Annotated in this window: 8 protein-coding genes; 5 read left to right on the forward strand and 3 right to left on the reverse strand. The window is 67.5% G+C overall.

Annotated features, from left to right (window positions below):
• The first annotated feature begins 45 nt into the window (after positions 1-45).
• A complete protein-coding gene (locus tag KF715_18970; protein MBX3738783.1) occupies positions 46-1,944 on the forward strand; it encodes a hypothetical protein in 1,899 nt (632 codons plus the stop codon).
• Complete coding sequence (locus KF715_18975) at positions 1,931-2,599, forward strand: HAD-IA family hydrolase (protein MBX3738784.1); 669 nt, start codon at positions 1,931-1,933, stop codon at positions 2,597-2,599. Before KF715_18970 ends, KF715_18975 begins: the two co-directional genes overlap by 14 nt.
• Here KF715_18975 and KF715_18980 read toward each other — a convergent pair whose 3' ends face one another.
• Positions 2,600-4,894, reverse strand: coding sequence for a heparinase II/III family protein (locus tag KF715_18980; protein MBX3738785.1), 2,295 nt, complete (start codon positions 4,892-4,894; stop codon positions 2,600-2,602).
• A gap of 204 nt (positions 4,895-5,098) precedes the next feature.
• Here KF715_18980 and KF715_18985 point away from each other — a divergent pair, with 204 nt between their 5' ends.
• On the forward strand, positions 5,099-5,677 hold the full coding sequence (locus KF715_18985; GenBank protein MBX3738786.1) for a hypothetical protein: 579 nt from the start codon (positions 5,099-5,101) through the stop codon (positions 5,675-5,677).
• A 331-nt stretch (positions 5,678-6,008) separates the two neighbouring features.
• On the forward strand, positions 6,009-6,860 hold the full coding sequence (locus KF715_18990; protein MBX3738787.1) for a hypothetical protein: 852 nt from the start codon (positions 6,009-6,011) through the stop codon (positions 6,858-6,860).
• Positions 6,861-6,873: 13 nt separating this feature from the next.
• Here KF715_18990 and KF715_18995 read toward each other — a convergent pair whose 3' ends face one another.
• Both KF715_18995 and KF715_19000 read right to left on the reverse strand, forming a co-directional pair.
• Positions 6,874-9,039, reverse strand: coding sequence for an alpha-galactosidase (locus KF715_18995; GenBank protein MBX3738788.1), 2,166 nt, complete (start codon positions 9,037-9,039; stop codon positions 6,874-6,876).
• A gap of 73 nt (positions 9,040-9,112) precedes the next feature.
• Positions 9,113-11,773, reverse strand: a complete 2,661-nt coding sequence (locus tag KF715_19000; protein ID MBX3738789.1) for a TonB-dependent receptor — start codon at positions 11,771-11,773, stop codon at positions 9,113-9,115.
• Between the two features lie 272 nt (positions 11,774-12,045).
• Here KF715_19000 and KF715_19005 point away from each other — a divergent pair, with 272 nt between their 5' ends.
• Positions 12,046-13,533 (forward strand): alpha/beta hydrolase fold domain-containing protein, encoded by a 1,488-nt coding sequence (locus KF715_19005; protein MBX3738790.1) that lies wholly within the window; start codon positions 12,046-12,048, stop codon positions 13,531-13,533.
• Positions 13,534-13,553 lie beyond the last annotated feature (20 nt).

A 13,553-nucleotide genomic window follows, 5' to 3' on the forward strand; every position in this document is an offset into this window, starting at 1 on the left:
CGGCCGGACTTCCGAATGGTCGGCACCTCGCATCCCACCTTCCGCATGAAAATTCCCGCGCTCGTCATGTCGTTCGCCGGCTGGCTCGCCGCCATCCCGGCAGGCCTGGGCGGCGCGGAGTCTCCGACAGCGGCCGGCCCGACCGTGCAGCTGCCCGACTTCGACGTCCGCGACCTGCCAATCGTCCCGGAACCAGAACACTGGCGCTACGCCGCCCTGCCCGGCATCGAGGTGCTCTCCGAAGTCGGCGATCGCGCCACAACCGATTTGCTCGCGGAGTTCATCGTCCGGAAAAGCGATCTCGATTTTGCCGCGCGGGCGATTGGACGCACCCTCGGCGACGCGATAGCCTTACCCGATAGTGAGCTGCCCGCCACACCGCCGTTGCTCGTGCTGCTCGTGAAAGACGCGTCACGCCTGGATGATTTTTCCCCCGGCTATTCGCGCGGAGCTCCGGCGGCGACTGCGGGCGTCACGCTTCATTTTCGTCGCGCCGAGACCAGCGTGATCGTTTTCGACGCGGGCGACCGCGTGTTGAATCTGCCCAGCCTCGCCCGCGAATCCCTGCAGAACCTCAGCCGCGCCATTGCGGATTCGCGGCCCACCAACGCCGGGGACCTCGACGAAACCACCATCGCCGAATACATCCGCAACACGCACGCCGAAGTCAACAAAAGCGTCGACGCCTCCCGCACGCTCGCGCGCGAATACGTCCGGCTCCTCTGGTCGCGCTCCGCCGCGCCGTTCCCACCCTGGTTCGAGGAGGGGATCGCCCAGCTGCTCGCACCGGTCGTGCGCGACCAGAATGCCATTGTCCTGGGACGGCTCGATTCCCCCGATCTCGGCGTGCCGCTGCTTTCGTATCAGGAGTGGCACCTGAAGGTCCACGAGGCTTGGCGGCTGATGACCGAGCGCAACAACGTCGCAGCCGACGCCCTGCAGGCGCTCTTCCTCACCGCGGAGGATCCGGAGTGCACGTTCAATCGCGAACTCCGCTTCCGCACCTTGCTCCCGCTCGAGCGACTGTTCGCGCCGCCCAGCGACGCCGGAAGCCGCTACCCGATCGGCAGCGTCTGGGCGAAACAGTGCGAAGCCTTCGTCCACTACTGCCTCTTCGGCGAGAAGGAAGTCCATCGCACCGGACTCGCGCGCTGGATCGCCGCGTTGCAACGCGGCGATCCGCCGACCGCGGACCTCTTCGAGCAGAGCTTCGGGCTGAACTGGGACGCATTTGGGCGCAAGCTTCGCGAATACACGGCCGACGGGCCGGTCTTCCGTCCGCTGCGGCTGCGCCTGAAGGAATGCGGCACTCCTGCCGCCACCGTCACATTGCGTGACGCAACCGAGGCCGAGACCGGCCGGATAAAATCGCTGGCGCTGCTCGCGGCCGGGCAAACTCAGGCGGCGCGCTCCTTCGCCGCCGCGGCCTACATCCGTGGCGCGCGCACGGCCGATTTTCTCGCCACGCTCGGCATCGTCGAATCGGCCGCCGGTCATCCGGAACGCGCCCTGCGGCTGCTCACGGCGCTGGAGCCCCAGCTCACGACGCATCCCCGCGCACTCGTCGAACTCAGCCGCCTGCGCGTCGCGGCGGCCCGCGCCCGCCACGACGCCGCGTTGTCCGACGACGATACCGTCGCGGCGCTCACGCCGCTGCTGCGGGCACAATCCCAGTCGCCGGCGCTGGCGGACGTCTACGTGCAGGTCGCCCGCGTGTGGGAAGCCTCGAGTTTCCGGCCCGATGCGCGCCACCTCGAACTCCTCGCGAACGCCGTCCAGCAGTTTCCCGATCACGGCGAGTTGATCATTCGCACCACGCGCCTGTTCCTCGGCGCCAAACAGGTCGCGGCCGCCGATGTGCTCGTCGATTTCGGGCAGCGCCAGCACCTCAGCGAGGCGGACAAGCAATTCCTCCGCAAACTCAAGGCCGATGCCCATCGCTAAACCCAAGCGGCGCATTCGCGCGCTCGTCCTCGATTTCGACGGCGTGATCCTCGACACCGAATCGGCCCTGATCGGGGCTGCGGCAGAAGTGCACCGCGCGCACGGCGTGCCGTTCGATCCCGACACGCTGCTTCACGGCGCCGGCACGGTGTTCGCCTTCGATCCGTGGGCGGCATTTCCGCCGGAAGTCCCGCGGCGCCGCCTGCGCGCCGAACACGAGCTGGCTTGCGCTGCCGCCTTCGCGCGCCTGCCGCTGCTCCCCGGGGTGGAACGATGGTTGGACGAGGCCGCGCGGCTCGGCCTCGCGCTCGGCATCGCGTCGAACTCCACCAACGCCTACATCGGGGATCATCTCTCGCGCCTCGGTCTGCGCGGGAAATTCCACGTCGTGACCGGTCGCGATGGCGTGGCCCATCCGAAACCTGCACCCGACGTCTACCTGCGCACCGTCGAGCGACTCGGCGTGCGGCCGGAGGAGGCGATCGCCGTGGAGGATTCATTCACCGGCGCGACTTCCGCACGCCGTGCGGGACTGCACGTCATCGGCGTGCCGGGCCCCAGCACCACGGGCCACGATCTCTCGGCCGCGCATCATCGCGTTCGTTCGCTTGCCGAACTCAGCGTCTCCGACGCGATCGCGCGTTTTCTCAGGTAGTCAGCGGACTCCGCCCGCCTCGGCATGCAGCGGGATCCGGAATGCGGCACCGGGTTCGAAATCGTAGAGATAACCGCGCGAGTAGTCGGCGGGCAGCGTCTGGCCGCGGAGCTTCATCGTCTCGCCAGCGTAGCCGCGCACGAACGAGATCGGACCGCAATCGAGCTTCGTCAGTGTCCCGTCCCGCGACACGCCCCTGATCACATAGGTGGCGTCGCGCTCGTTCTGGTTGTCCACGTGTAGACACTGCCCGACGACGTCGGCGCCGGCGGGAATCTCCGTATCGATCCACAGCACGCCGCCTCCGGCCAGATCGTGACTCATGCGCACCACGCGGCCGGTGACGGCGCCCCGCGACTCAAGGCGCATATCCGGAGTGCGCCACTCGGTGGCATCCACGGCGACGGCACGCGCGGCTCGCCCGGCCGACTCGCGACACCAGCCGAGCCGTCCCTCCAGTTCCAATCCGGGCGCCGACAACCTTCCGTGCTCGTCCGGATTCGAGCATACGAAATCGACGTCGCCGTTCGACAGCTCGATCCGCAGGGCCACCTGATCGTCGTGCGACGGCAGGCGTTGCACGCTTCGAATCAGCGCCCCGCCGCGATACGGCTCCAGCACTGTGACGAACGTGCTCGCGAGCGGCGAAGGCGACGTGGCGGCGCGGTGCGCCAGCACATACTCCAAAGTGCGCGGATTGCCCTCCTTGTTCTGCGGCGGATCGCCCCGGGCGAGCGCAAGTTCGTCTGCGCCCGACGGGAAATGTGCGCGCAAGTGCACCGCATCGCCCGCGGCTTCGCCGCGGTAATTCGGATCCATTGTCCAGTCGATCGTCGCGCCGGGCAACCCGCGTCCGCGACGCACCGCGTAGAGATACGAATAGCCCGGCGGAAAACCGTCTGCCCGCGCGCCACGCTCGACCGTTTCGCCCGCGTAGGTGCCACGAGCGGGCGCGGCGAGCTCGGCGCGCTCGGTGGTCACCGTCCCCGGCGGCCCGTGCAGGCTGAGCACATGGTCGCGGCCTCCGTTTACCCGGAAAATGTCGACCAGATAGGCACCCGCCCCACCCCGTTGCCCGATCAGCAACAGAGTGCGGGCATAGCGCTCGAGCGTCGGATAGGCCGCCCGCCCGTCGATCTCGACCGCGGCGAAATCCGGCAGCTGTCGGAACACGACGGCCTTGCCGCCCCAGTGACGGCGCTGCGGTTGTCCGTCGACGAAGACGGTGTTGTGCGCGAGCGTGTTCGTCGTCCACTCGTTGCGGCTCGGCCAGTTCGTCGCGAATTCCGGATAACCATGATCAGGCGCCAGCCAGCGGCCGAAGGCAAACAGGTCGAAATTCAACGTGTCCGCGTGCCCGTGAAAATAAGTGCGCCCATAGTTGCAGGCGACTCCGACATCGCCCACCTCGAGGCGCGCGAGTCCGAAGCCGGTCAGCAATTCTCCTCCATGCGGCGCGAGTGCCTGTGCCGCGGCGGCCAAGGCGCGTTCCAGCTCTTCCGGCTCGGCGGCGAACACGTCTCGCCCTAGCCCGTCCGCCGACCCGCCGTTCAGCGCCACCGCCGCCCGCGCCATCGCCGGATCGCCCGTGAGCCGAAATCCGAGCGCGCTGAAGGCCGCGTCGCCCGGCGCCGTCGTCACCAGCCCGGTCATGCCGGTGTCGCCGAGGTTCGGCACCGCTCGTCCCCGCACGGCCAGCCGGTGGCCGAGGGTGAAGGTCGCGCGCAGTTGCGGGAACTCGCTCCACAAATCGCGGCGCGGTGCCAACGGATAGTCCTCCAGCTTGGCCGCGATGCGGCTGAACAGCATGCCGGCAAACAGCGCGTAGTTGGGCGCCGCCTCCGTCGACCCGCCGTCGCGATCGAACTGACTCACGATGAAGCCCGGAATTGCACCACCGCGCGGCTCGAACAGCCACTCCAGCCACCGCGTCGTCTCCGGAGCCGTGTTCAACGCGAGGGCGGCCGCTGCCATCGCCTGCTGCTGCATGCCTTCATTGCCGCCGATCTGGCCGGATAGAATGCCGTCGTGGATGCAGCGCAGGACGCGCTCATCGACGTTGCGCACGAAAAGATCGCGCGTGCCCTTCCGAGTCGGCAGGTGAAAACGCCGGCCCTGTTGCGCGAGAAATTTTTCCAGCGACTCGTCTCCGACGGTTCCGCTCAGGATGGCGTCGTAGCTCTCCGCGAGCTTGCGCGCGGTGTTGGTCTCCCAGATCGCGCCCTCGATCTTGCCGACGCCGCGGTTTGCATCGGAGTGAAACCAACCGCGCTTCGCGTAGGGGGCCCAATCCATCTCCGGATAAACGTCTGCGATGCGATCGAGCAGGATGGCGGCCTTGTGCGCGTAGCGGGTCTCGCCGGTGAGGACGAACGCGTCGGCCAGCGCTTGCAGTCCCTCGAGCAAGTGGCGCCAGTATTTCCACGCGTAGTAGCCGATGAACCGGTAGTGCTGTCCATCCGGTGCCACGTAGCCCAAGCCGTCGTCGACGCCCCAGGTATGCAGCGGATCGCGCGGATCGGGGTGCGCGGTGTTGAACAAAAGGCTTCGATCGGCCCGCGCCGGATCGAACAGCCCGCGCTCATCGATGCCACTTCGGTAGTAGGTCGCAAAATCGTTTGTCGGGAAAACCGTGCCGCACGACGGGCAAGTGATCTTCCATGGCTGTCGCGCAAAATCGACACCGTAGGGAAAACTGCCAAAGCGATCGATCGCTCCGCCGCACTGCAAGCACCCCGCCCGCGTGGTTCCGCTCGCGCCGCGAGTGAGCGTCACGTCGATGCAACGCGGCAAATCCTGGCCCGGCACCAGCGCCCAGATTTCCTCGTCCCGCAGGACACACCAAGGGGCCGCGCGGGCGACGGCTCGGTCGCGGAGGCTGGCGGCCCAGCTGTAGCGCTCGACGTTACGCCGGACATTGTCCATGCGTGCCGCATTGAAGTATCCGCCGCTCGCGCGCTCGCCCGCCGCAGCCACCGGGAAAAGTCCGGCCAGACATCCCACGAGCAGGCATGCCCGCAATACAGTCCGTTTCATTCCACTTGGATACCGTTTGGTTACTTTTCGTCAACGGACTAAAAGGGGAAACGCACGGCGCCCCCACTCCACGCCAGCCCACCAAGATGAGGAAACAAGAGGGATAGCACCGTCTGAAAGTGCGACAAAGCATGACCGAACTGATCCAAGCGCCATTTCCTCGCGCAGTCATCGCCCGCGAGCGCACCCATCAGTTGCCTGGCGGACACTGCATTCGATGCCGCCCCGCTCTGGGCATTCACATAAGTGTTTCGCGTGGCGAAAGGGCAAAACAACAGCGTTCGTCCCACCACGCACAGGGCTTGCTGGCTCATGGACCGAAAGCGCGGGCGGTGCGCAACCTTGATCGCTGCTGGCGGTCTGTGGAGGCGCGATGAACTCCTTCCCCGGCCGCCCTCCCCGCGCCCGCGAGCCCCTGCGCTCGCCGTGGTTTCGCCGCGCGCTCTGGCTCAGCATCCTCGCCACCTTCCTCGGCGTCGCCTGGTCGTGGCAAGCCACGCACTTCGCCCGCCGCGAGCGCGAGTCCGCCCTCGCCCGCCAGGCGCGCGCGCACGCGCTCGACCTTTCGCTCGTCGAACTCTCCGCCGCCGCCACGCAGGCCGACGCCGCCGCGGAAGTCTTCCTCGTCACCTGGCGCTCCTCTTTTCTCGACGACGCCCTCGCCACCGAGGATGCCCTGCGCCGCCGGCTCGCGGACCTGCGCGCCACTTCGGCAGCCGACACCACGCTCGCACCCGAGCTCGACACGCTCGATTCGCTGCTCGCCCAGCGCCGGGAAAATTTCGCGCAACTGATCGCGTGGGCGCGCGCCGGCCAGTTCAACCGCGTGCGCGAGTGGAGCGAAGCGCACCACGACGCCGTGCGCGCCACCGTGGTGCAAACCGCGATCGATGCGCTGATCGCGCGCCAGCATCGCGCCCGCGCCGTCGAGACCGCGGCGGTCGCCGCGGCTAGCCGCCGCAGCGACCGCGTCATGTATTTGAGTTGGACACTGGAGGCGTCGCTCTGCGCCCTCGTCGCGTGGCTCCTCTGGCGCTACGAGCGCTCCCGCCAGCTCGTGATCATGTGCGCTTGGTCGCGCACGATCCAGTTCGAGGGCGAGTGGCTGACTTTCGAGCAATACCTCGAGCGCCGCTTCGGTCTGCAAACCTCCCACGGCGTCCGTCCGGAAGTCGCCGCGCAGATCGACGCGGAAGATCGCGAAAGCCAAGCCCACCGCCCGTAGGCACCCCGCCCGCTCAATCCACGTCAGCGTGGAGCAAAATCACGCCGCCCACCCACTCCGCGCTCGGGTGCCAGCTGACGGTTTTCGCATCCGCCATCGTCGGAGCCGCATCGCCCCAGGCATTTGCCACGCGCCAACTCCGCGCGCCGGGCAAGGCAAGTTGCAGCACCGCGGGCGCATCGGCGAACGCGTGCCAGACGGCGAGCACCCGACGCCCGTCCGAGCTCGTGAAGGTCACGACTTGGTTTCCCGTTGGCCGCGCCAGCGATTCACCCGTCGAGCGGCGGCACCGCGCAACGCCGTCGCGAATCAACGGCGCCACTTCCCGATAAAACGCGATCGCCTCCGCCAGGCGCGCCCACCGCGCCTCGTCCAGCGCGCCGACATCGCCCGAGAGGCACATGCGGCCGAGGAAGGTGGCGGCGAGCGAGTAGTTCAGCCGCGCGGGGCTGTCGCCCGCCCGCAACACCGCCCAAATCTGTTTCTGCGCCGACCAGACGAGCGGGTTGAGATTCGCCGCGATCAACGGGATGTCCGACGTCTCGTGCGCATCGGAAAACGAGCTCATCGCCGTCAGCGCCATCATCGATGGCTCCAGCCGATGCCCACCGGACGAACAGTTTTCGATCACGAGGTCCGGCAACTCGCGCCGCAATCGCGCGAAGAACCGCTGCACGCCCGCGAGGTGTTCGCGGAGATTTTCCCCGGGCGAAAGCGGTCCGTCGACGCCGGGGCCGATCGAGTCATTGCAATCGACCTTGAGGTAGCCGAAACCGTCGTCGCGCAGGCGCGCCAATACGCGCTCCGCGAGAAAATCGTGCACCCACGGATCGCGGAAATCCCAGAAGCGGCGCGGGCCTACCTCCAGCGGCACGCCGTCGCGGTGGAGTTGATGCGACGTCTCGTGCCACGCCGCCGAACCGAGATTGATGGCCTCGAATTCGAACCACAGGCCCGGCACCAATCCGCGCGCGCGGATCGCCGCCGTCGTCGCGCGCAAGCCGCCGGGAAACGCGCGGCGGTTCACGCGCCAGTCGCCATTCTGTTGGAATTGGTCGCCCGGTCGTTCCGCCCAGCCGTCGTCGATCACCAAGTAGCGCACGCCCGTGCCGGCGAGCCGGTCGGCGAGCGCGACGAGCGAATCGTGCGTTGGATGCCCCCACGACGTGCACCATTCGTTGAAGACGACGGGCAGCTCCGCCTCGCCTGTTGGCAACGGTTCTGCGCGCCCCCGCGCGGCGTTCAGCAGACGGTCACAGGCTTCGTCCACGCCTCCGACGGCGACCGTCAGAAAGGCCTCCGGCGCAGTCACGCTCGCACCCGGCGCCAGCGGGTGCCGCCACTCGCCGGCGAGCCGATCGGGGCCGCCGCCACTGAGCGCGACCTGATCCGCGCGGCGGAAAATTTCCAGATTCCACGTTCCGGGCGTGGCGACTTGCGCCGCCCAAGTCACGCCCGCAGCCCGGTCTTCGAGACCGACGAACGGGAACCAGCCGTTGACCGGCAAGGAGCCCGCCTGACCGAAACGCTCGCTGCGCACGCCGTGGCCGGTCCACGAGCGTTCGAGGTGCAGCGCTTCAAGGGTGCGCTCCTCGTGTCGTCCTTCCGCGCTCCACGCGCTGCGGAAGCGGTGCATGTGCAATCGACCGGATGCGTCGTCCGCGGCGAAGGGAGTCAGACCACCGAGCGAAAAGGCACTGAGATAGTCGAGCGTGAGCGGGCGATTCGTCGGATTCTCCGCTGTGACACGCACCGTTGCGACGCCGGTTCGCGGGTCGACGGACAGTGCGTGGCGACACACGAGGCCGCACGCGGCCGCGAGCACGGTCGTGAGCACGACATCGCCGTCGACTTCGGCCCGGCTGTGCTCGCGCACGGCTAAGCTCGCCGTGGTCGCGCTGTGCCGCAGCGTGCGGCCGTGGGCGAATCCGCCGGGCAACACGTCACCGCTGACGTGCGCGTGCACGAGCGGATCGACTTCCCAGGCGCGCGAGCGGTTCCACTGCGCGGGGAGTTGCGTGATCGCGGGCGAATCGAGCCATTCGCGCGGCGCGACCGCATCGCGTGCGCGCGCGAGCGGCAGCAGTTGCAGCCCCCAAGCATCCGGCCGGTCCTCGGGTGCGACGTAGCGCACGAGAAGATCACCGATGGGATATTCGGCGCGAACGAGGATCGGCATGCGGGTTCCTAAAGGCAAAGCGGCGAAAGTCGCGAGACTTTCGCCGCCGGAAACGTTCAGAATGCGCCGGCGCTCAGAAGCGCGTGGTAGCCGAGAAGGTCAGCGTGCGCGGGTTCGACCAAGTGCGGCCGCCGGCGGAGTAGAGCTTGTCGGTCAGGTTCTCGATGTTGAGCTGCAGATCGACGGGGCGACTGGCGACAGTCACGCGGTGGCCGATCGCCGCGTCGAACACGGTCCAGCCCGGCAGGACGGTGCCCCACGAGGAATTGCTGGCCAGCGGCATGACGGAAGTCTGGTAACGCACACCGAGGCCGAGCCAGAGGTCCTTCAGCTTGCCCTCGGTGAAGGAGTATTTTTGCCAGACGCGGACGGTGTCGTCCGGCGTGTTGTCGAGCGGGCGGCCATTGAGAATCGAATAGTCGATCATCGACTGCGCGGTGGCAGCGGTGCCGGTGAGCGGCTTGGAGAGCGTGAGCTTGTTGGTCCAGAGATGGCTGGCTTCGAAGGTCATCGTGTAATTGCGATTCGGCATCCAGGTGAAGCCGATCTCGATGCCGGCGGAGGTGTTGCCATCGATGGTGCGGTTCCACTGGACCTTGGCGGTTTGCGCGAGGTTCTGCGTGGCCGGGTTGGGGTCGACGGCCGTGCCGACATTGCGCGGATCGTTGGCCGTGCGCTCGTTGTCGATGATGACGGTGTTGTGGCGGGTGAGCTTGAACACACCGACGCGACCGATGAGGCGGCGGTCGAAGAACTCGACCTTGAGGCCGGCCTCGCGGCCGACGCCTTCGAGGTCGGGCACGGGATTGGCGGCGCGTTCCTCGGGCGTGACGAGCGCGGTGAAGCCGGAGGCGGCGTTGATGAGCGAGCCGGCGGGCACGGCCTCCGTGCCGACGTTCTGGCTGGCATAGAAGTTGAGGCCGGGGAACGGTTCATAGACGAGGCCGACCGTGTAGGAGTCCGTGGTGGTCTGGTCCGTGTGGAGGAAGCGTTGCAGGCGGGTGCGGTTGCGATCGAGATTCCAGGAGTCCTGCTGGATGCGCGTGTTGCGATAGCCGCCGAAGACCGTGACGCGGTCCTTCCAGAAACTGCCGCTGTAGGCGGCGTAACCGGCCTCGGGGTAGATGCGCGAGTAGCTCTGGGCGGTCACGCCCGGGGCGAGCGTGTCGTCGGCCCACGTGAGGATGGATTCGTAGTTCGGCACGCTGTGCACGCGCGGATCGAAGTAGTTGAGGATATTCGAGCCGGTCAGGCTGGCGGGCGAGCCGGTGACGTTGGACGAGCCGGTGACGGCGGCGAGGCTGTTGAAATTGAAGGTCGGATTGACGGACCAAGCCTGATTGTAGGCCGCTTCGTAGCCCGCGAGGAGCTTGTGCTTCACCTTGAGGAATTCCTTGGTGAACACGGCCTCGAGCTTGCCGGTGAGGGGGATTTCCTCGCGCTTCGTGGCGGTCGTCGTCGCGGAGAGCAGCGGCGTGCTGCCGTCCGGGTAGCGGCGGAGCGCGTTGCTGAAGAAGGTGGTGTAGCTGTGCTGATCGGCCCAGCGGCCGACGGCGCGGACCTCGAGCCAATCGGTGAGCAGCAGATTGGCTTCGCCTTCGACGAGATCGTATTTGGTGGAGAAAAAGTCATGTGCCCCGAAGTGGTTGGCGTCGTATCCGCCCGCCCAGTCGCCGGCGGTGAAGCTCTCGCCCTCGCCGAGGGAGCGCCAGCGGCCGTCGACATTGAACTTGTCGAGGCGCCAGTTGGCGAAGGTGCGGGCGATGCGCGTGCGGTATTCCGCCACGGTGTAGGGAATGCCGGCCAGCGCGCCGGTGCGGTTCTTGCCGAGATCGAGCAGCGCTTGCGAGGGATTGTCGTAGTCCGCCTGGTAGGCCGCGGTGGACTGCATGGAGTTGCTCACCATGTTGCCGCGCAGGTCGCGATGGGCGTATTCGAGGCGGGTGGTGAGCTTGCGGAACGGAGTCCACGTCACCTGCGGATTGATGAAGAACGTGGTCGAGTTGCTGGAGTCGCGCCAGGTGTTGTCGTCGCTGTATTGCGCGATCAGGCGGTAGGCGACCTTGTCCTTGTAGATCGGGCCGGTGAGGTCGGCCTTGAAGGCGTAGCTGTCGTTGGAGTCGACCTTGACGTTGAACTTGTAGGCGGGCGCGAACTGCGGCTTGGCGGTGACGAGGTTCATCACGCCGCCGAGTGTCGAACCGCCGATGAACACGGACATGGGGCCGCGGGCGACCTCGACGCGGTCGACGTTTTCGGTGCCGAAGCCGAACTTCATCGGCAGGCCGTTGCGCTGGCTGATGTTGATCGGCTGGCCGCGGATGCGGGTGCGCAGCGGCTCGCCGCCGGTGACGGCGCCGACAGTCGGATCGATGCCCGCCGAATTGCGCGTGCCGCCGTCCATGCCGCCTTGGTCCGTGGTGAAGCCCGCGAGGTAATTCGCGACGCCGTTGAAGCCGAAGCCGCCCGTGTCATCGAGGAACTGCGCAGTGACGACGTTGATCGCGAGGGGAATCTTGGAAAGTTCGGTGGCGAAGCCGGTCGTCGCGACGGATTTGTCGGCCACATAGGCCGAGTCGCGACGGCTGCGCACCTCGAAGACGGAAAGTTGCACGACCTTGTCGCCTTCCGGCGGCGGAGTCGTCGACGGCAGCGCTTGCGCGGCGAGCCAGGGAGCGCTGGCCAGACAGCCAAGGGCGGCGAGAACCCGGGAGCCAAAGCGGGAGATGTTCATTGTCGGGGATGAGGTGGATTGAGGTTAGGTGACATCCGCAAGCGTGCAGCGTCCCGCGACGACACTTCCGCCGGCATGAGCCGACGACAAAGCGAGCACGAACGGGGTGAGACAGCGCACGGGGTTTACGGGGTTGTCTGCGTATGGCCCCCGGCGGCGCGCAGGAAAACCGCTGCGTTACTGAAATCGCTCAGCCACCAGAGCGCTCGCGTCCTGAGCGATTTCGACGTCGTCTCGCTGGTGCGCCGCGCGCTTGCTCGGACGCTGTCCTCATGCCCCGCTCCCCGCGTTTTCCGCTCCGCCGCTGGCTCGTCCCGCTCTTCGCGCTCCTGCTCGCCGGCGCGTTGCGCGCCGGACCCGTCCGCATCATGGCGGTGGGTGACTCGATCACCGCCGGCGCCGACTTCTTCTCCTGCTACCGCTATCCGCTCTGGGAAAAACTGTTCGCGGCGGGCTACGTCGTCGAATTCGTCGGCACGCAGACGAGCGCCACGCGCATCGGCCCGCTCGCGCATGAAGGCTACGGCGGCAAGAACACCGAATTTCTCGCCGCCACGGTGCCAGCGCATTTTCTCACCCACCCGGCGGATATCGTGCTGCTTCACAGCGGCCACAACCACTCGGTCGAGGAAAGGCCCGTGGCCGGCATCGTCGCCGCGACGGAGAAACTGATTGCCGCCTTCCGCGCCGCGAACCCGCACGTCACCGTGCTGCTCGCTCAGGTGATCCCCGCCGGCAAGCTCCCAAAGTATTCCTACCTGTCGGAACTGAACGCCGCCCTTGCTGCCCTCGCCCAGCGACTCGACCGCCCCGCGCAACGCATCGTCCTCGTCGATCAGGTGAGTGGTTTCGATTGGGCGGCCGATACGGTCGCCGACAAGGTTCATCCGAACGCCCGCGGAGCGGAAAAAATGGCGCAGTGCTGGTTTGAGGCGCTGCGCACGGTGCTGCCGAAGCCCGCCCGCGAGTTCGCGCCGCGACGTCTGACCTACAAGCACACCGCCAATGCGGAGCTGCAGCTGCATGTGTTCGCGCCGCAGCTCGGCCGCGCGCCGTCTCCGTCGCACGGCCGTCCTGCCATCGTGTTCTTTTACGGCGGCGGTTGGACGCACGGCACGCCGCTGCAATTTTATCCTGAGTGCGCCTTCTTCGCGGACCACGGCCTCGTCGCCCTCAGCGCCGACTACCGCATCGCGTCCGCGCATGGTGCCACGCCGTTCGACAGCGCCGCCGACGCCCGTTCGGCACTCCGCTGGGTGCGGGCCCACGCGCACGAACTCGGCGTCGACCCCGATCGCATCGCCGCCGCCGGCGCCTCGGCGGGCGGGCAACTCGCTGCGATCACCGCGTTGGCGACGGGACCCGACGATGCCACCGACGATCCGGGCGTCTCGCCGCAACCCGACGCGCTGCTGCTCTGGTATCCAATCCTCGACACGAGCGCGGCCGGCTACGGCCACGCCTTGTTCGGCGAGCGTTTCGCCGAACTCTCGCCGCTCGCCCTCGTCCGCGCCGCACCGGAGCGCCTGCCACCGACGCTCATCCTGATGGGCGATGCGGACAACGCCACGCCCCCGGCCACTCTGCGTGCCTTCGAATCCGCTGCGCAGGCCGCGCGGCGCAACTGCGCGGTCGTCGTTTTTCCGGGCGGGAAACACCCGCTCTACGCCTACCGCGAAGGCGGGGAGCCTGGCCGCAGCCAAACCCTGGCCGCCGCGGTGAAATTCCTCGAGCGACTCGGCTGGCTGCCGGTTCACTGAGCGATTTCAGTGCGCACTGA

Origin of the sequence: Candidatus Didemnitutus sp., assembly GCA_019634575.1 — a bacterium.
Lineage (GTDB): Bacteria > Verrucomicrobiota > Verrucomicrobiia > Opitutales > Opitutaceae > Didemnitutus.

What these genes read in the sequence shown, in the direction of transcription:
- KF715_18990 (MBX3738787.1), top strand. Translation starts at nt 6,009, where the DNA reads ATGAACTCCTTCCCCGGCCGCCCTCCCCGCGCCCGCGAGCCCCTGCGC.
- KF715_18985 (MBX3738786.1), top strand. Translation starts at nt 5,099, where the DNA reads ATGCAGCGGATCGCGCGGATCGGGGTGCGCGGTGTTGAACAAAAGGCT.
- KF715_18970 (MBX3738783.1), top strand. Translation starts at nt 46, where the DNA reads ATGAAAATTCCCGCGCTCGTCATGTCGTTCGCCGGCTGGCTCGCCGCC.
- KF715_19005 (MBX3738790.1), top strand. Translation starts at nt 12,046, where the DNA reads ATGCCCCGCTCCCCGCGTTTTCCGCTCCGCCGCTGGCTCGTCCCGCTC.
- KF715_18980 (MBX3738785.1), bottom strand. Translation starts at nt 4,894, where the DNA reads ATGGATTGGGCCCCCTACGCGAAGCGCGGTTGGTTTCACTCCGATGCA.
- KF715_19000 (MBX3738789.1), bottom strand. Translation starts at nt 11,773, where the DNA reads ATGAACATCTCCCGCTTTGGCTCCCGGGTTCTCGCCGCCCTTGGCTGT.
- KF715_18975 (MBX3738784.1), top strand. Translation starts at nt 1,931, where the DNA reads ATGCCCATCGCTAAACCCAAGCGGCGCATTCGCGCGCTCGTCCTCGAT.
- KF715_18995 (MBX3738788.1), bottom strand. Translation starts at nt 9,039, where the DNA reads ATGCCGATCCTCGTTCGCGCCGAATATCCCATCGGTGATCTTCTCGTG.